The organism is Streptomyces sp. AM 4-1-1 (genome assembly GCF_029167625.1).
Taxonomy (GTDB): Bacteria; Actinomycetota; Actinomycetes; order Streptomycetales; family Streptomycetaceae; genus Streptomyces.
This window is the reverse complement of the sequence record NZ_CP119146.1, coordinates 155,607-172,389: the sequence shown is the minus strand read 5'-3', so window position 1 is coordinate 172,389 and position 16,783 is coordinate 155,607. Positions and strand designations below refer to the sequence as shown.

The 16,783-nt window shown below is 70.3% G+C and carries 16 protein-coding genes and 1 pseudogene; 12 read left to right on the top strand and 5 right to left on the bottom strand.

The genetic code is table 11. The features are described 5' to 3' along the window. Positions 1–2 precede the first annotated feature (2 nt). The 4 genes from PZB75_RS31375 to PZB75_RS31360 all read left to right on the top strand — a co-directional run bounded on the left by PZB75_RS31375 (position 3) and on the right by PZB75_RS31360 (position 6,926). Entirely contained in the window at positions 3–3,824 is a 3,822-nt protein-coding gene (locus PZB75_RS31375) for a LysM peptidoglycan-binding domain-containing protein (protein ID WP_275539081.1), read from the top strand. 187 nt (positions 3,825–4,011) lie between these two features. Next, complete coding sequence (locus PZB75_RS31370; protein WP_275539080.1) at positions 4,012–5,520, top strand: DUF2637 domain-containing protein; 1,509 nt, start codon at positions 4,012–4,014, stop codon at positions 5,518–5,520. A 116-nt stretch (positions 5,521–5,636) separates the two neighbouring features. Next, the gene (locus PZB75_RS31365; RefSeq protein ID WP_275539079.1) at positions 5,637–6,233 is read left to right on the top strand and encodes a hypothetical protein; all 597 of its coding nucleotides are present in this window, start codon (positions 5,637–5,639) and stop codon (positions 6,231–6,233) included. 549 nt (positions 6,234–6,782) lie between these two features. Then, on the top strand, positions 6,783–6,926 hold the full coding sequence (locus PZB75_RS31360; protein WP_275539078.1) for a hypothetical protein: 144 nt from the start codon (positions 6,783–6,785) through the stop codon (positions 6,924–6,926). A gap of 94 nt (positions 6,927–7,020) precedes the next feature. On the opposite strand, the gene PZB75_RS31355 is transcribed toward PZB75_RS31360, so the two are convergent. Continuing rightward, positions 7,021–7,440, bottom strand: coding sequence for a DUF6233 domain-containing protein (locus PZB75_RS31355; RefSeq protein WP_275539077.1), 420 nt, complete (start codon positions 7,438–7,440; stop codon positions 7,021–7,023). A 68-nt stretch (positions 7,441–7,508) separates the two neighbouring features. After that, positions 7,509–7,742: a hypothetical protein gene (locus PZB75_RS31350; protein WP_275539076.1), complete on the bottom strand. Its 234-nt coding sequence runs from the start codon at positions 7,740–7,742 to the stop codon at positions 7,509–7,511. A gap of 321 nt (positions 7,743–8,063) precedes the next feature. Between PZB75_RS31350 and PZB75_RS32125 the strand changes: the two are divergent. From PZB75_RS32125 to PZB75_RS31315, 7 genes and pseudogenes are all read left to right on the top strand, one after another. Next, positions 8,064–8,621, top strand: a pseudogene (locus PZB75_RS32125) (ATP-dependent DNA ligase); the annotation flags it as partial. A 481-nt stretch (positions 8,622–9,102) separates the two neighbouring features. Continuing rightward, positions 9,103–9,543 carry a hypothetical protein gene (locus PZB75_RS31340; protein WP_275539196.1) on the top strand — a complete coding sequence of 147 codons (441 nt, stop codon included), beginning with the start codon at positions 9,103–9,105 and terminating at the stop codon, positions 9,541–9,543. Between the two features lie 98 nt (positions 9,544–9,641). Continuing rightward, positions 9,642–10,124, top strand: a complete 483-nt coding sequence (locus tag PZB75_RS31335; protein WP_275539075.1) for a hypothetical protein — start codon at positions 9,642–9,644, stop codon at positions 10,122–10,124. Positions 10,125–10,255: 131 nt separating this feature from the next. Then, positions 10,256–10,975, top strand: coding sequence for an A24 family peptidase (locus tag PZB75_RS31330; protein ID WP_275539074.1), 720 nt, complete (start codon positions 10,256–10,258; stop codon positions 10,973–10,975). Between the two features lie 290 nt (positions 10,976–11,265). Further along, a complete protein-coding gene (locus PZB75_RS31325; protein WP_275539073.1) occupies positions 11,266–11,643 on the top strand; it encodes an SH3 domain-containing protein in 378 nt (125 codons plus the stop codon). A gap of 197 nt (positions 11,644–11,840) precedes the next feature. Continuing rightward, positions 11,841–12,929: an IS630 family transposase gene (locus PZB75_RS31320; protein ID WP_275538967.1), complete on the top strand. Its 1,089-nt coding sequence runs from the start codon at positions 11,841–11,843 to the stop codon at positions 12,927–12,929. A gap of 163 nt (positions 12,930–13,092) precedes the next feature. Next, the gene (locus tag PZB75_RS31315; protein WP_275539072.1) at positions 13,093–13,716 is read left to right on the top strand and encodes a GNAT family N-acetyltransferase; all 624 of its coding nucleotides are present in this window, start codon (positions 13,093–13,095) and stop codon (positions 13,714–13,716) included. 376 nt (positions 13,717–14,092) lie between these two features. Here PZB75_RS31315 and PZB75_RS31310 read toward each other — a convergent pair whose 3' ends face one another. After that, a complete protein-coding gene (locus PZB75_RS31310) occupies positions 14,093–14,320 on the bottom strand; it encodes a DUF397 domain-containing protein (protein ID WP_275539071.1) in 228 nt (75 codons plus the stop codon). Positions 14,321–14,323: 3 nt separating this feature from the next. Continuing rightward, positions 14,324–15,157: a helix-turn-helix transcriptional regulator gene (locus tag PZB75_RS31305; protein WP_275539070.1), complete on the bottom strand. Its 834-nt coding sequence runs from the start codon at positions 15,155–15,157 to the stop codon at positions 14,324–14,326. A gap of 406 nt (positions 15,158–15,563) precedes the next feature. Between PZB75_RS31305 and PZB75_RS31300 the strand changes: the two genes are divergently transcribed. Beyond that, positions 15,564–16,106 carry a hypothetical protein gene (locus PZB75_RS31300; RefSeq protein ID WP_275539069.1) on the top strand — a complete coding sequence of 181 codons (543 nt, stop codon included), beginning with the start codon at positions 15,564–15,566 and terminating at the stop codon, positions 16,104–16,106. 176 nt (positions 16,107–16,282) lie between these two features. Here the strand turns inward: PZB75_RS31300 and PZB75_RS31295 are convergent, their stop codons facing one another. After that, positions 16,283–16,771 (bottom strand): TrmO family methyltransferase, encoded by a 489-nt coding sequence (locus PZB75_RS31295; RefSeq protein WP_275539068.1) that lies wholly within the window; start codon positions 16,769–16,771, stop codon positions 16,283–16,285. Between the last annotated feature and the right edge of the window lie 12 nt (positions 16,772–16,783).

Here is a 16,783-nt window from a genome sequence, read left to right as displayed (position 1 = left end):
TCATGAGAAACCGAAGCACCGCAGCAACGATCGTCCGCGCGCTCCTCGCCCTGGTCGCCCTGGTCGCCCTCGTGGCCGGCGTCCCCGCCGTGCTGTTGGGCATCGGCGTCCTGCCCGACCACGTCCCGGGTGTCGGCGAGATCACCACCGCGCTCACCAGCCCCGACACCGGCCAGCTGTTCCTGGGCGCGGTCACCCTCATCGGCTGGTACGGCTGGATCAGCTTCGTGATCTCCGTCGTGCTGGAGACGGGCGCCGCGCTGCGCCACGTCCGGGCGCCCCGCATCCGCATGCTGGGGGGCTCCCAGCAACTGGCCGGCGCCCTCGTCGGCGGCATCCTCATTCTTCTGCCCGCAGGGACGGCCATGGCCACCCCGGCCACCGCTGCGCCTGCCGCTTCGGCCACCGCGGCCACAGCCTCCGTGAGCGCCGGCACGCAGACCGAGACGCCGGCCCCGGCTTCGTCGACCTATCGCGGGCCGGTCCACCAGGTCCAGGACGGCGACACCCTCTGGGACATCGCGGAGAAGCGCCTGGGCGCCGGAATCGAGTGGCACCGGATCGTCGACGCCAACGACGGCGTACGCCAGGCGGACGGCTCCCTCGTCACCGCCGACACCACCGCCCTGCAGCCCGGCTGGATCCTGCGCCTGCCCGCCGACGCTTCGCCCGCACCGTCCGCCGATCAGGGCGGGGCCCGGACACAGACCGCCGGCTCCAAGGCCGCGTCCGAGACCCACACCGTCCGCGCCGGCGAGACGCTGACCGGCATCGCCGAGGACGAGCTCGGCGATGCCGACGCCTACCCCCGGATCGTCGAGGCGAACAAGGGCGTGGAGCAGGACGACGGGCGCGCCCTCGACGACCCCGACGAGATCTACCCCGGCTGGGAGCTGAAGATCCCCGCCGCGGCCGGCAGCGACCCAAGCGACTCGAAGCCGGACCAGGCGCAGCCGCCGCGTGAGCAGCCCGCCGACCAGGGCAAGGCCGAGGAGCTGCCTGGCGCTGAGCAGACGCAGCCGCCCGCCCAGGAAAAGCCGGGCCCGGGTGCCGACCAGGGGGAGAAGGGCGAGACGGCCCAGACCCCCGGCCAGGGCTCGGACCAGGACATTCAGGACGGTGGACAGCCGAGCGAGCAGCCGCCCGCGCAGGACCCGGCTCCCGACCGCGAGCGGGAGCAGCACGGCACGCCCACCCAGGCGCCTGAGGCACACGACGCCGCGGGGGCCGCCGACAGCGGTGACCAGAGCGTGCAGACGATCGCTGCGGCGGGCAGCATCCTGGCTGCGGCCGTCCTCGCGGTCGTCGCGGCCCGGCGCGCGCGTCAGCAGCGCCGCCGGCGCCCCAAGCGGCGCATCCCGATGCCCTCCGGTGCGACCGCCGACTTCGAGAAGCAGCTGCGCGTGGCGTCCGACATCACTGGCGCCGCGCTCGCCGACCGCGCCCTGCGCACCCTGGCCGCCAACTGCCGTCAGGCCGGCCGGCCTCTGCCCGAGGTCGAGGCGATGCGCATCACTGCGCGCGGCATCGAGCTCCACCTGGCAGCCGTGACCCCGACCGTCGCGCCGTTCACCGAGCACGAGAACAAGCCGACGGTGTGGGTGTGCCCCGCCCGCGGGGCGGCTCTCCTCGACGAGGACGAGGCCGCCGACATCACCGTGCCCTACCCGGCCCTGGTGAGCCTGGGCGAGACCGAGGACGGGGATACGGTCCTGGTCAACCTGGAGGCCATCGGCCTGCTGCGGCTGGGCGGCAGCCCGGCCGACGTCCGCGCGGTCATGCTCGCCCTGGCCGTCGAACTTGCCTCCTCCCGGCTGGCGCCCGACACGCAGGTCGTCCTCGCCGGTGCCGGCAGCGACCTGCACCACCTCTACCCCGACCAGATCGAGCACCACGCTGACCTCGGCCCGGCCACCACCGGCCTCCAGGCGCACGACGCCTTCCAGCGCCAGGCCCTCGTCGACGGCGGGCACGACCACCTGCGGGCCGCCCGGCTGGGTGAGGACGGCGGCGACACCTGGATCCCCCGCATCCTCATCGCCACCGCCCCGCCCACCGGCCCGGCGGCCGCCGAACTCGAGGACCTCCTCGCCTCCCGGCCCCGTACCTCGGTCGCGGTCGTCACCGCCGCGGGCGGCGAACTCGACCTGCCCGGCGCCTGGATCCTGCCCGCCCAGCCCGGCACGCTCGTCGAACTGCCCGACCTGGACCTCGCGGTCAAGCTCCAGCACCTGGATGCCGACTCCTACGACCGGCTCGTCCAGCTGATCGCCACGTCCAGCCGCACCGACGACGTCCCCCCGCCGGCGTGGACGGGACACACCGGACCGGCCGACACCAACGGCCCCCGCTCCACCGTCCCGGTGGGCGAGGACTCTGCGCTCGCTCCGGAGACCAGCGCCGCCCCCGCAGTGACCACCGCGGTCGCCACACAGGGAAGCGGCCTGGCGACCGCTCTGCCGGCCTTCACCGCCTTCTCCCCCGCCCTGACGCCCGACGAGGGCCCGGCCGACAGTGGCAGCGGCGATGGCTGGGAGGAAGAGCAGGAGGGCAGCGCTCTGTCCCCCGCAGTCGCGGGCTACCCCGCTTTCGACAAGCAGCCCGACGAGGACACCGACAGCAACTCCGCGGGCGAGCCCACCGGCTGGGAGGTACCCGAGCCTGCTGAGGACGACGGCGACTCCGAGGAGGCGTCCGCTCTGGGTGCCGAGGTGTGGAACACCACCGAGCAGGACTTCGAAACGGTCCTCGGCGAAGTGCTCGGCGAGCGGGACGACGACTCCCCGGTGCCGCCCGACGACGAAGAGGCCAGCTCCGGTCTGTCCGCCGCCGCGCTCGGCGACAGCCCGGACGAGGAGGGGAGCCCGGAAGACGACTCGGCCCTGGCCGACGAAGAGGACGATGCCGAGTCTGGTCTGACCGCGGCCGCGCTCGCTGTGACCGCGCCAGCCGTGACAACGGCCGAAGCACGGATCATTCCCCGCCCCAGCGCCGCGACCTCCACCGTCCTGGCCGCGCTGGCCACCCCGCCGGCCGAGCCCGAAGGCCCCCAGGTCCAAGTCCTCGGCCCGGTGACACTGACCGGCGCGCAGGGCCGGGTGGGCAGCAACCGGCACAACCACCTTCTGGAGATCGCCGCCTGGCTCGTGCTGCACCCAGGCCTGGGCCGCCAAGACCTCGACAACGCGATCTGGCCCGGGCTGCGCAAGACCTCCAGCACCCGCAACACCGCGATCTCGCGGCTGCGCTCCTGGCTCGGCCCCAACCCCCATCTGCCCGCCGACGACCCCCAGGGCGCCTACCTTCCCGCGGTCACCGAAGGTATCTACCGCCTCGGGCCCGCGGTCACCTCGGACTGGGACCGGTTCAAGGAGCTGTACCAGCAGGGCATGCACCACGACGGGCAGGACGCCGACGTCGCCCTCGCCCATGCCCTGGCCCTCGTGCGCGGCCGCCCCTTCGCGGACGTCGACCCCTCCAAGTACTGCTGGGCGGAGGCCGACATCCAGGAGATGATCAGCGCCATCGTCGATGTCGCCCACGAGCTCGCCGAGCGCCGCCGCCAAGTCCGCGACTACCGGGCGGCGGCCCAGGCCGTCACCAAGGGCATGCTCGTCGACTCCCAGAGCGAGCTGCTCTACCGGGACCTCTTCACCATCTGCCACGAGATGGGCGACCGCGAGGGCCTGGAGCGCGCGGCCGCCCAACTGGCGCGGATCAACATGGAAGAGGGCGTTGATTCTTCGCCCGAGACCGTCGGCTTGCTCCGCACGCTCCTCAAGGGCGAGAGGATCAAGCCCACTCTGGGGTCCGCGGCCTCATGATCCGTCCCAGATTCACTGACCTCCGGTGTCACACCGCACCGCTCGATCACACCTGTAGAGAGCGAGGGGCCTCTTCGGCCGTTCATCCGACGAAGGAGACCGCGCACATGAGCCGCCGGCAGCACGCCTTCATCCCGCCCGCCGGGCCCACCACCCCGGCGGGCCTCACCAGGGAAGGAGGCCGCCGATGACCACCTTCCAGTGGGCGCTGCCCGCCGGCCTCGCCGTGGCCGGAATCGGCGCTGCGGCCGCCGTCGCCATGGTGCTCGGCAACAAGCGCAGAGCCGCCGAGCAGAACGCCACCGCCGAGGAGCGCGCCCAGCTCGCCCTCCAGCGCCGCAACGCCTGGCAGCGCCGCCTCGCCGTGATCGCACTCGGCGTCGGCTGTCTGATGATGTTCGTCCTCGCGGGCATCGCCGCCTGGCTCTCCTTCGGGGCGCAACGCGAGTACGCCCACGCGCACAACGGCGGTGACTGGGACGCGGCGACCGGTTTCGCGCTGCTCCTGGACGCCGGCGCCCTCAGCCTCTCCCTCATCCGCTTCTTCGAAGCCTTGACCCTGCGCTCCAGCGCGATCACGCGGATCCTGCTGATGGGGTTCGTGTCCGCCTCCGCGGCGATGAACCTGCTCCACGCCCCCGGGGCGGGAGCCGGCAGCGCGTTCCTCGCCGTGGTCCCGCCGCTGGTGTACGCGATCCTGCTCGAGATGCTGCTGTACAAGATCGAGCAGGTCATCATGGGCCGGCAGAAGCGCCGCAAGGCCGACCGGGACCGCGCCTACAGCCTGCTGCTGTGGTTGCCCTGGCCGATCGGCGCGCCGGTCAGGATGTGGAAGGCGTGGCGGGCCGAGCTCCTGGGGACCGTCGACAACGTCCGCGTGATCGGCTCCCACCGCCCTCGCCCCTCGGCCCCTGCGGCAGAGGTGACCGTGGAGCGCGCCGCCCCGGCGCCCGTCATGGACCCCGCCACGGCCGCCGCGGTCGGCGCGGCTCCGGTCAACGCGCTGCCGGTCAGCGGCCCGCAGGCCACCGCCGAGAAGGCCGAAGAGCCACCGGCGAGGGTGGCGGTGCCACCCGCCGCCCCGTCATCCGCGCCGCCGCTCGCGCCGCGTGATGAGAAGGAGCCGACCACGCAGGAGGACCGGGAGGCCCCGGAGCCTGCTGCGGTGGACGAACCGCGCTCCCAGGCCGCTGCCGAACCGAAGCCGAAGCCGAAGCCCGAGCCGGTGGCGGAGCCCGAGCCAGAAGCGGAGCAGGACCCGGAGCCTGCCGCAGAGAGCTCCACGGCCGGTCAGTTCGATGAGGAGGAGCCGCTGCCGGGTGAAGGCGAGACCGCCCTCGGCGACGAGGAGGGGGAGGAAGAGCACGAGGGCGAGGAGCCGGACCCCGAGCACGACAACCCGCCGGACAACGAGGAAGACGAAGAGGCACGGGAGCGGCTGAGCATCGACATCGACCTTTCCGTGCTGCCGAAGAACCTCACCCAGCGGCAGCGGGCCGAGCGGATCTACGTCGCCCACCAGGCCGCCGGCGTAGCCCTGCTGCAGGCTGACCTGGGCAAGTGGGCCGGGTACAAGAACCCGAACTCCGGCGGCAACGAGTATCGCCGGCTGGAGAAGGAACACGGCCCCATCCTGGTCCGCGAGGGTGCCACGCACGTCGACCTGAACTGGTCCCACCAACCTGTGGCGGCCTGACTGCCCGGCTTCCGTCTCCCCCGGCCGGTAGTACCGAGCCGGGGGAGAATGCCGTGTCGGACCGTGCGGGTAGCCTCAGGGGCGACACCACACCGGGTACAGATAGGGGGCGGCCGGTGAGCAGCCGCTGGCATCGGGCGATCGCCGAGCTGAGCGCCCAAGGGGACGCGGCCCGGGCCGCCGCCCAACGCGTGCAGGATGTTCCCAGCGGGCAGCGCACGACCGCCGTCGCGATCTCCTACGCGGCCGAGACCGACTATCTATGCAGCGCGAGCACGCTGCTGCGAGCGCACCTCACCGACCGGCGTCCGCCCCGGCGGCTGCCGGTCGCCCGCGTCTGGCCGTGCCTGCGCGATGTGTGGAAGGACCGGGCGCTGGACCGGCTCGGCGGGGTGTGGCAGGCCGTGCCCCGGGACGCCGCCCTGGCACGGATGCGCAGCGCCCCGTCCGATCCTCTCCTCACTGCCGTCATCGACCAAGCCGAGGCACTGCAGGCCAGCCTCCGCGGAGACCGACGGGTGGACCGGCTGTACGAGTCGTACATCCCTGACCGGACGGGCAGTACCGCCGGTCTGCTCGGCGCGGGGCGAACGGCCCCCACACTGCCCGGGTTCCCCGACCCCGGACACCCCCTCAACCGGGTCTTCCCCCGCGGCGGGGCCACGGGCACGCGGATCTCCAGCCCGGCCGGGAGGCTGAGTTCAACCAGCTGAGCACCGACCGGTTTGCTGTGCACGCCAGAGCTCTCGCCTTCGGCGACGCGGTTCTCGCTCTCCTTGTCGAGCACCGCGCGGAGGGCGCCTCGCCGGATCCGGGACGGCTGCGCGGTGCCGGCCGCTGGGTGGGGCGCGAGCAGCATCTGGTGGCGGACCGGCCGAAGTGGCCGGCCAAGCTCAACGGCTACCAGGGCGCGACACTCGCCGGACTCGGCTGGCTGGTACTCGCATGCACCGGGCTGCCGCTCACCTTCGGGCAGCGAGCGGACCTGCTGTCCCACTACACGCTGCTGTTCCTGGCGGCCGGTCTCATCGTCTGCACCGGAACGGCCCTGATCCACCGGCACGGCCCAAGGCTGATCACCGCGCCCGGGCCCCAGGCCCTGTTCCCCGGAATCGTCGCGGCAGTGGTCGCCTTCACGGTGTGGCAGGGCCAAGGGCCCGTCGCCGACTACTACTTCGCCGGCCCGCTACGACCGCTACGACCGCCAGTACGCGAACGGATGCCTCGCTGCCAGCCCTTACCGGCACGACGCCGTCCGGGCCATGGTCGACGACGGCGTGCTGACCGTCACCCCCGTCGAGGGAGGCGCGACGCTGCGCCTGGGACCGGCCGAGGACGGCGGTACGCACCCGCTGCGCCCGCTCGACCGGGCGACCCGGGCGGTGCTCGACGAGTACGGGTGCTGACCCTGCCCGGCCGGGCGCCGGATGCGGTAGGAGCAGGTCACCCGGCCCCTCATCGGGTGGGGTCGGTAGCGCACCGTTTTCGGGGTGGTGAGGTTCAGCCGTAGCCCTGGCCCAGTTCCAGGGCGGGGATGAGTATCTCGGCGGCCAGGCAGTCATGGCACGCCTTGGCTCCGGGCCGCATCAGAGCATCCAGTGCTTCGAGGGTGCCGATCTCGCGTCCGCCTCCGGCTGCTGCCGGGCAGACGGCGTCGTGGACGACCGTGCCGCGGCGGCCGGCGGGCCGGACGATCCAGCCGGTCGGCCTGGGCGGAGGCATGGTCCTGGGGTCTCGGTGGTTCGGGACATTCGACAGGTCGACTCCGTCGATCGGCCTCAGCTGCCGGTCGGTGACCCACACCGTGTACTCGGCAGCTTCGACCCCGTCCTGCGTGGCCACCCACGAGGGCACGCCGATGCGGTAGCGCCACGGGGGTCCCTGGGCGCTTTTGAACCTCTCGTACAGACGTACCTCCACGGTCTGCTCGTCGGGTAGGACGAGCAGTATCCGGGCAGGTAGAGGTCCGGGGCGGTTGTTCACCGGGCTCAGGCGGCGGGGGTCTGCTCCAGCGTCCGGGCCTGCCGCCGCAGGCCCTCAAGGTGGGCTCTGCCGACGGTTCCCGCCCAGTAGGGGTGGAACAGGACCCGGGCTGACAGGTGCAGCAGCTGACGGCGCCGCACGGTGGTGAAGGCGCGGGGGTCGGCCGCGAGCGCCCGGTAGGTGCGGAGAAAGGCGATCTGCGCCTGGACGAGGTCGGGGGGATAGATGTGCTGCTCCATGACGCAATTCAATCAGGTGTTCGAATTCTTCTTCGAGTCGGCGCGGCACCCAAGAGCCGTGGCGTCAGGACTGACCCTTCGCCGCAGGCCAAGGAGCCGTCGTTCCCCAAGGAAGCAGGCCCGCCGCGGCCCCGGCAGCCCTCCCGTCAGCGGGAGGCGTGCGCGTGGAGACCCCGCATTGTGCGCCGCTCGGGGCAAGAGTGCAGGATCCGTGCTCCCCGGAGCGCCGTGCCGGCGACCAGGCGGCCCCGAACACGACGGGCGAGCGGGACGCGCGGGGCGTAGGAGTGGAGGGTGCACCTGTCCCCGCCCATCGAACCGATGCTCGCCCGCTCCGTCACCGCACTGCCGCCTGCGGGGGCCAGGCCCGCGCTGTTCGAGCAGAAAGCCGACGGGTTCCGTGCGCTGGTGTTCGCCGGCCCCAAGCCATTCCTCCAGTCCAGGCGGGGCGCGGATCTGGGTCCCGCGTTCCCGGAACTCGTCGCGGCCGCGGCCGCGCTCGGCGTCGAAGCGGTCCTCGACGCCGAGCTGGTCACGGTGGGAGCGGACGGGCTCGACTTCACCGCGCTGCAGGAACGAGCCCGGCGCCGGGGTGCCACCGCCAGGCGGGCGGCGCTGGAGCGGCCGGCCCACCTGATCGTCTTCGACGTGCTCGAGATGTCCGGTGCTGTTCTCCTCAATGAGCCGCTGTGGCGGCGCAGGGACGCCTTGGCGGACCTCTTCGCCGGACGCCGGCTGAGAGCACCGTGGGCGCTGTGCCCGCAGACCTTGGACCGGGAGCTCGCCCTCGGCTGGCTGGACCCGGCCTGGGGAACGGCCGGGATCGAGGGGGTCATGATCAAGGATCCGGATTCGCGATACCGGCCCGGAGAGCGCGGGTGGATGAAGCTGCGGACCCGCCTCACGACGGAAGGGATCATCGGCGCGGTCACCGGCGCCGTGGCCGCGCCCCGAAGTCTCCTGCTCGGCCGGCTCGACGCGGCGGGCCGGCTCCGCCTGGTCGCCCGCTCCACGCCGCTGCCCCGCAAGGCGGCCGCCGAGCTGGGCGCCGCCCTTCGGCCGGCGGGAGCGGAGCATCCCTGGTGGGGCCGCACCTTCTCGGCCGGGTGGGGAGTGAAGGAGCCGTTGGCCTTCCACCCCGTGGCGCCCGACCTCGTCGCCGAGGTCGAAGCCGACACCGCTCTCGACCTAGGCCGGCACCGTCACCCGGTGCGCTACGTGCGAATCCGGGACGACATGCCCCCCGGCGACGTCCGGGCGTGCCCCCTCCCCCGGCCGGCCGTGACGCCGCGGAACCCATTGCGCGCAAGTATCCGCAAACCCCTGGCTCCGCCGGTCCCCGGCGGGCCAGACTCGCGGCATGTCCGTACGCGTCTTCCGCCACGTCCACCAGGAGCACAGCCACCGGACCCTCGCCGGCACCGCCGAGCCGCCGGCGGCCGAGGCCGCCCGGTGGGACGCCATGCTCCAAGCGGTCGCCATCGCTCGGGGGCTGCCCGCGGACAGAGGGCAGGAGCTGTACGAGGCGTGGGTCGCAGCCGAGCGGCCGGCCGCATGCCCGTGCACGCTGTGCAGTACCGTCTGCCAAGCCTTGGAGACCGAGCGGGCCCGCGAGGCCGCAGGTGCCTACCGGGGAGAGAACGGATTCTGGATCTTCCCCAACGGGCTGCCCGACGGAGAGAAGCTGACGGGGTCCTACCAGGTCGCCGAGGGAGTCTGGGTGAACGCCGACGAGCCGCACCCGGCCTCTCCGGGCGGCACGGGGAGCGACGCGCAGCCTCACACCCCGGTCGACGGATGAGAGTCGGGTCACAGTCGTAGCGTCCGATCCTGGACGCTGGCCCTGCCTCCCACTGGTCATGATCAGAGCCTCACCCGCGACCAGGAGGGGGTACCGCTGTGCCAGTCCTGCGCCAGATCACCACGTGCACCGAGCCGTCGACCGTCGTCATCGAACGCCGCGTCCGCGCACGCGACCGGTCGGTGGACTACCGGCTGGAGGTCTGCCGACGCCACCGCTGGCTGGCGAGTAACTGGACCGGACGGCGCAGCGCCGAGGGGGCCGGCGGACGGTGCGGCACGGTCACCGACTACCGCCCCTACACCCAGATCGTGCAGTCCCACGCCGCCCTGTGGCTGGTGCCGTTGACCACCAACGGTCCCCAGGACCACGACGGCGACCTCGCGGCCGCGCTGCGCGCGGGGCACGAGTTGCTGACCGCGCACCGGGAACCGACCGGCGTGGCGATCGCGCTGGAACACGCGGCGAGGATCGCCGAGGCGGTCACCGCCGGCAGCCTGCCCCTGGCCGACGGGCAGGCCCAGGTCCTGGCGGCACTCAGCACGGCGGAAACCCTCGACGCCGGAGCACGAGGCGCCTGACCTGCTGCCTCACCACGTCCACGGCCCGGCCGCTGTCCGGGCACGCGGAGGAGGAGCAGTCGCGCGGGGGTCGTAGGGTCGAATCCGACCGGCCCGTCACGGGGAGGCCGGCCGTGAACGAGGAGTCCGTCTTGTCCGCCCTCAGTGTTGCCCTGACCGCCGCCGTCGGAGCCCTGGCCGGCGCTGCCGCGCGCCCCGCGGTCTTCGCCCGGTCCGTGCCGGCGCCTACGGCCGCACGCAGCAGCTGTCCGCACTGCGGCAGCGCCGTCCTCGACCGCCGGCTGCCGCTCCTGCCCTTCTCCGGTCGCTGTCCGGCGTGCTCAGAAACGATCGGGCCACGCCCGCTTGCGCCGGAAGCGGCGGCCGCCATCGCGTTCGCCGTCGTCGCGGCGGGCGGGGCGAACGGCTGGTTCGCCGCCGCTCAGTACTGGGTGGCCGCGTGCGGCGTCGCGTTGGCTCTGATCGACCTCGCCGTGCAGCGGCTCCCCGACGTCCTCACCCTTCCCGCCTGCGGCGGGACGCTCATCCTGCTTTCCGCCGCTGCGGTGGCGGGCGAGTCCGGGAGCCTGGGCCGCGCGGCCGCCGCCGCTGCCGTGCTCACCATCGTCTTCCTCCTCATGGCGTTCACCGGCGCGATGGGGCTCGGAGACGTCAAGTTCGCGCCGGCCATCGGTGCGCTCCTGGGCTGGGGCAGTTGGACGATCCTGTTCTGGGGAGCGGCTGCGGGCTTCGTCGTCGGCGCCGTCTCGGAGATGGCGCGGATGATGGCTGGCCGCGCCCGCCGCACGCACGTCTCCTTCGGTCCCTACATGGTCATCGGGGTCCTGGCCGTCTCCGTCGCTGCGGCCTGACCCCCGTCCCGAATTCCCGGAAGTGCCGCTTCCTGTAATTGCTCTTCCTGAATATCGATTACCGGAACGGCTCTCACCTGACCCCACTATTCCGGCGTGCGATCTTCCGCAACGAGCCGAGCCTGGTCAAAATCTTTGCGCAGCACGAAGATCGAACCCGGAAACAGACACATCGCGTTCCGGACCATTCTTCGCCCGCCTTTCGCCGCACCTCATCAGTGCCGAGGCGGAGAGGCCCTGCGCAGGTCCGGCGAGCGAATTCGGGCCGACGACACCAGGAAGAGCCGCACATGCATACCCTCACCCGCCGCGTCGCGACCGTGGCCACCACCGGCGCGCTGCTCCTCGGCGGCGCCGTCGCCACCGCCTCCACCGCGAGCGCAGCGACGGTCGGCAGCGGAGCCTGCACCCACCAGATCAAGCTCAACACCGACGTGTACACCACGGTGAAGTTCCGCACCGGCCCCGGCACCGGCTACACCGCCACCGGCCAGCTCTCCCGGGGTACCGACGTGTACTGGCAGTGCAACAAGGGCGACAACGGCAAGCCCGGCGCCTGGGGTTACGTCACCGTGAAGTCCGGCGCCCACAAGGGCAAGAAGGGCTGGGTCGCCGCCCAGTACATCAACGTGCCCATGCAGCTGGACGTGCGCCGTGAAGCGCCGTGATTTCGAAGGAGGTGCAAGACCTTCTCGATTGCCCTGTCGCAGCAGGGTGATTTGAAGCTGAGGGCAGCCCGACCCGGGAAGTGCCGGGAAGGGTGGGAGCAGCCCTGACAACGACGGGACGAGCTGGAACTACCAGACGGCTCGGGCCCGACTAGTGTCCTGAGTCGTTAGTTCGCGTGCGGTTGTAGAGTGTGGCGATGCCTGGTCCGAAGCCGTTGTCGCTGGAGCTGTCCGATCACGAACGCAGGGTCCTGCGGGGCTGGTTGCGCAAGCAGACTGCGTCGCAGGCACTGGTTCTGCGGTCGAGGATCGTGCTGGCGTGCGCGGAGGACCGGTCGAACGCCCAGGTCGCGGACGACCTGGGTGTCTCGCGGGAGACGGTGCGTAAGTGGCGGTCCCGGTTCGTCGCGGACCGGCTGGAGGGCCTGGTGGACCGGCCGCGTTCGGGTGCACCGCGGAAGATCACGGACGAGCAGGTCGAAGCCATGGTCGCCAGGACGCTCGGCCAGAGCCCACCAACAGGCGATTCGCACTGGTCGACACGTTCGATGGCCCAGGCGCAGGGTATGTCGCAGTCGGCCGTCTCGCGGATCTGGCGGGCCTTCGGCCTCAAGCCCCACATCGTGGAGACGTGGAAGCTGTCGACCGGTCCGCAGTTCGTGACCAAGGTCCGTGACGTGGTGGGCATTTACCTGTCGCCGCCGGAGAACGCGCTGGTCCTGGCGGTGGACGAGAAGTCGCAGATCCAGGCCCTGGACCGAACCCAACCAGTGCTGCCGATGGCCCCGGCCACGCCGGCGAAGATGACCCACGACTACGTCCGGCACGGCACGACCAGCCTGTTCGCCGCCCTCGACATCGCCTCCGGATCAGTCATCGCCCAGCACTACCGCCGCCACCGCCACCAGGAGTTCCTCCGCTTCCTGAAGGTCATCGACGCCGCCGTCCCCAAGGACCTCGAACTTCACCTGGTCCTGGACAACTACGCCACCCACAAGACCGAACCGGTCAAGAAGTGGCTGCTGCGGCATCCCCGCTTCCACCTGCACTTCACCCCCACCTCGGCGTCCTGGCTCAACCTCGTCGAGCGCTGGTTCGCCGAGCTGACCTCCCGCAAACTCCGCCGCTCGGCCCACCGCAGCGTCATCGAACTCGAACGCGACATCCGCCGCTGGATCAACGAGTGGAACAAGAACCCCAAGCCGTTCGTCTGGACGAAGACCGCCGACGACATCCTCGACACACTCGCCGCATACTGCACACGAATTAACGACTCAGGACACTAGACCGCTTTCCGGGCATCCCTCCACGTACCGGCATGGTTCATTCAGAGTTTCGGAGTGCTCCGGCAGGAAAGTTGTAGCTACCAGCCAGTAGGCATCTAATGTTCCGCCCAGCACACCAACTTGTTGACCCGCTCGTGGACGAGCACACTCAGGAGCGGACCGCATGCTCGCGATGCGACCAGCCACACCGGACGACCAACCCCGCCTCGCCGAGATGATCCAGGCCCGCTCCGACTGGATGAAGGACAAGCAGCTCCCGAACTGGCACAGCTGGGGAAAGCACGTCCACGAGCTGGCCAGCAACTGCACACGGCGCCCGAGCGAAATGTGGGTCCTCACCGGACACGACGACCACATCCTGGGCTGCACCACGATCCTTCGCACCGCCGCGCCCTGGACCTGGACTACGACCGAGGCCGCCGACAGCGCCTACTACCTCAACGGCACCGTCACAGACCCTGCCGAACGCCATCGCAAGCTCGGCGCAGTCATCGCCCACTGGGTCGTCGACCGCGCTGCGCGCGAAGGCATCAGCCGCGTACGTCGAGACTGCACCTCCCCCGCTCTCGCCGAGTACTACCAGCAGCAGAATTTCCAACTTATCCGCCAGGTGTCAGCTCCCGGGGGGCACACTTCGTACGCTCTAGAACGCAAGGCAGCACGAGTCCCTGAGATCGCCAGCTGGGTTTCCTCATCAGGAGTTTCGACTCCAGAGCCAGCGAGAAGGTCATCGAGGATGCCTCTCACGGAGAATGCGCGGCCAATTGCGGTGGAAGCAGCGCAATGACTCTCGCGATCACTGCGCGGGACAGGCGACGCATCCGCAATAGTCTGACGACGAGGCTGGGCGCGCGCAGCTTAACCTGGCGTCGTGCAGCCACGAGAGCAGAGCTTTGTCCCGTACCGGTCGATTCAGGTCTCCCTGGGCAGGCTCTAGGCGGAGCCACCTGGCGCAACTCCGGGGTAGAGAGCCACTGTCGTCCTCGGTCTGGTCAGGCCCGGCAACCCACCGGCAGGCAAATCGTGGTTTGAGCGGGGCGAACCCTGACGCTTGAGGCCGTCGCGGGTAGGATTCGATCATTCATGGGTACGGCTGCACGAGAACGGTCCGGTTCCCCCCGCATCTGCCGTGGGGGGAACCGGACCGTTCGTCGTAGGTGAGATCAGATGTCGTAGTGGCCGGCCTGGACGTCGTTGATGAAGCTGGCGAACATGGACGGCTCGAACTGCAGGGCCGGACCGTCCTCGATCTTCGAGTCGCGGACCCCGACGACGCCAGCGGTCGCAACGAGGTTGGCGATCTCGACGCAGTTGTTTCCGTCGTTGCTGTACGACGACTTGAACCATGCCCCCTTGGGCGCGAGGTCAAGAGCGTTCTTGCTGATGGTCATGTGTTAGATCTCTCGGGCTAGTCGTTGCAGGAACTTCGGCGTCTCCGCGACCGGGAGAGCGCCATCCCGCAGGGCGTCGAACCTGCGGGAATACGTCCAGACCTCGGTGTCCTTGTCCGTGAGGTTGGACCCGCCGTCGGCCATATCCATTTGAACGACGGTCGGAATCGGATCGGCGAACTCCATGAGCGAGAAGTCGTAGGAGAACCGATACGTGGGGGTGCCCTGCGGAACTACCTGCAGGGTTACGTTCTCGAGTGTGGACAGCTCTGCCAGCCGCTCGATCTGCTTCCGCATGATGTCGCGGCTGCCTCGGACTCGTCGGAGCGCAGCCTCGTCGAGGAGAGCACGCATCTCGACTGGATTCTCCCGGGTCAGGATCTCCTGACGCTCCATGCGCAGAGCGATCCCCTTCTCCACGAATTCCGTTGTGCGCTCCTCAACCGTCTTCCCGGCTTCGAAGATGGCGCGGGCGTAGTCCTTGGTCTGAAACAGACCGAAGATCACGTCTGGTTGCCATGCTCGGATGGTTTTGGCGCCGTCCTCCAAGCCGACGTACATCGCGAGGCCGGACGGCATCGTTCGGGAGTAGATCGACCACCAGCCGCGGTTCAAGCTGTCGCGGTGAATGTCGACCAGGAATTCCACATCGTCTTTATCGGTGATGCCGTAGCGCTGGAGCAGCGCGACGAGATCTGCGGCTTTACGAAAGGCCGAGGTACCGCGCTCGACCCTGTACAGCTGGGAGTCGGATACGTCGAGCCCTTTGACGGCATCCTTCAAGTTCGTGATGCCGGCCTGCTTGCGCAGCCGCTCCAGCTCTCGGCCGAGCTGCACGCGCCTGACAGTGGGTCCTGTGGGGGCCGCCAAGTCCTTGCCTCCTGCTTCTGCGAGTCCGATCGGGCCTGCCCGGAGTCCGGCGTGATCAGTCGAGAGTCCCCCCAGACTGGCAGAGAGTCCCCCCAACTTGGCGCAGAGTCCGTTGGATTCGGGTTCGAGTCCTGAGTCTGGCACCTGGAGTCCTGCTTGCAAAGCTTCAGCCTGAGTGGCATATGCCAACTCATCTGAATTCTTCACTTGGGCTTGCAATGCAACTGTCGCATGGAGCACGGTGGTTACGCCACGGAGAACAGCCAACACCGACTGTGCTCGGGTGGAGCCTCGCACCCAGGCTCCGACTCTCCCGGTGAGCCCTCGCCCTGCGATGAGCGGCGGCCCACTCCCGGCTCGGATGGAGACCCCCATGTCATCCCGCACAGCGCCGCTGCCTGACACGACGTGGATGGACCTCGACAACACGCGTCAGCGCCGGTGGCAGCCGACGCTCAGGCCGGCGGCGAACCGCAGCCTGTACCTCCAGCGGTTGCGGGTCTCCAACAACCGCCACTGGTGGGACACCCTGCCAGCCCCAGAGAGCCGCCGCAGGACGCGCTACGTCACATACGCGTTGAACTGCGCGAACGGCAGCGCTGATGAGGACCTGAGCGTCCTGCGCCAGTGCGTCGAAGACGCGGAGGGCGCGGTCGGCTACTACGTGACTGACTCGTACGGAACGAACGACCCGACCGACCGCCCGGGCTGGCTTGAGGCGTGCCGCCTGCTGCAGCTCGGCTTCGTCGACGGCATCGCGGTCATGAACCGAGACGTGATCAGCCCTTCGGACGACTTCTACGAAGTCGTCGTTCAGTGGATCGGCGGGAGGCCCGCGCTGCTGATGCTCGTCCGCCCCGAGGGGGGCGACTCGCGCCTGACCCCTGTCACGGCCACGATCAGGGGGGCCTTGTGAGCACGCCTCGCGGGGTTGCGCACCCGCCCACCGGGAGCCCGCACCTGGCCCCGTCTGCGATCGACGTTCTGGACGCACTCCCCAGGGCGCAGGCAGACAGCCCTACTGGCAGGCGGTGCGGAGGAGGTACTCGCGTTCGGCAAGGTCCGGGCCCGCGTGCCCTGGCTTCTGTCCTGTTAAGGCCGCTCTGTGGAATCCGCCCAGTAGTTCGTGAGCATTTCGCCGGGCCATGCCGGCTGCCTGACCGGTCCGCGGGGCAGGAACTCCTCGAAGCAGGCGACCAGATCGATGATGGGGGTCCCATCATCGGCGTCGAGGTCCTCGACGTGCAGATCGAGCCCGTCCACCCGCAGCAGCCTGGGGTGAGAGACGGCGATACGGGCGGGGCGCCGGTGGTTGTGGTGCACGAAGGTGCCGGTGGCCAGCCACGCCGGATTGTCCCGCGGGCTCCGAGCGTGCAGGGCAACGTCGTCGGCCGATCCCTCGTGGAAGTGCCAGAGGACCTGAAGGTGGGAGAACTCTTCGATGCCTTGAAGGGTCTCCTGAGGGAAGTCCGGATTCAATCGGATGATCGACACCACTCCCCCCTTGTAGTCATCGAGCCGTCCGGTGTGGCCTCCAACGACTCTGCCGATGACCGGCACGTTGATGATCTGCTGCGACACGAGGATCCCTTC

Bases quoted from the DNA above. Each gene is read 5' to 3' on its own strand.
- PZB75_RS31320 (WP_275538967.1), top strand. From the start codon at position 11,841: ATGCCTGGTCCGAAGCCGTTGTCGCTGGAGCTGTCCGATCACGAACGC.
- PZB75_RS31325 (WP_275539073.1), top strand. From the start codon at position 11,266: ATGCATACCCTCACCCGCCGCGTCGCGACCGTGGCCACCACCGGCGCG.
- PZB75_RS31360 (WP_275539078.1), top strand. From the start codon at position 6,783: ATGGTCGACGACGGCGTGCTGACCGTCACCCCCGTCGAGGGAGGCGCG.
- PZB75_RS31340 (WP_275539196.1), top strand. From the start codon at position 9,103: ATGTCCGTACGCGTCTTCCGCCACGTCCACCAGGAGCACAGCCACCGG.
- PZB75_RS31370 (WP_275539080.1), top strand. From the start codon at position 4,012: ATGACCACCTTCCAGTGGGCGCTGCCCGCCGGCCTCGCCGTGGCCGGA.
- PZB75_RS31300 (WP_275539069.1), top strand. From the start codon at position 15,564: ATGTCATCCCGCACAGCGCCGCTGCCTGACACGACGTGGATGGACCTC.
- PZB75_RS31375 (WP_275539081.1), top strand. From the start codon at position 3: ATGAGAAACCGAAGCACCGCAGCAACGATCGTCCGCGCGCTCCTCGCC.
- PZB75_RS31315 (WP_275539072.1), top strand. From the start codon at position 13,093: ATGCTCGCGATGCGACCAGCCACACCGGACGACCAACCCCGCCTCGCC.
- PZB75_RS31350 (WP_275539076.1), bottom strand. From the start codon at position 7,742: ATGGAGCAGCACATCTATCCCCCCGACCTCGTCCAGGCGCAGATCGCC.
- PZB75_RS31310 (WP_275539071.1), bottom strand. From the start codon at position 14,320: ATGACCATCAGCAAGAACGCTCTTGACCTCGCGCCCAAGGGGGCATGG.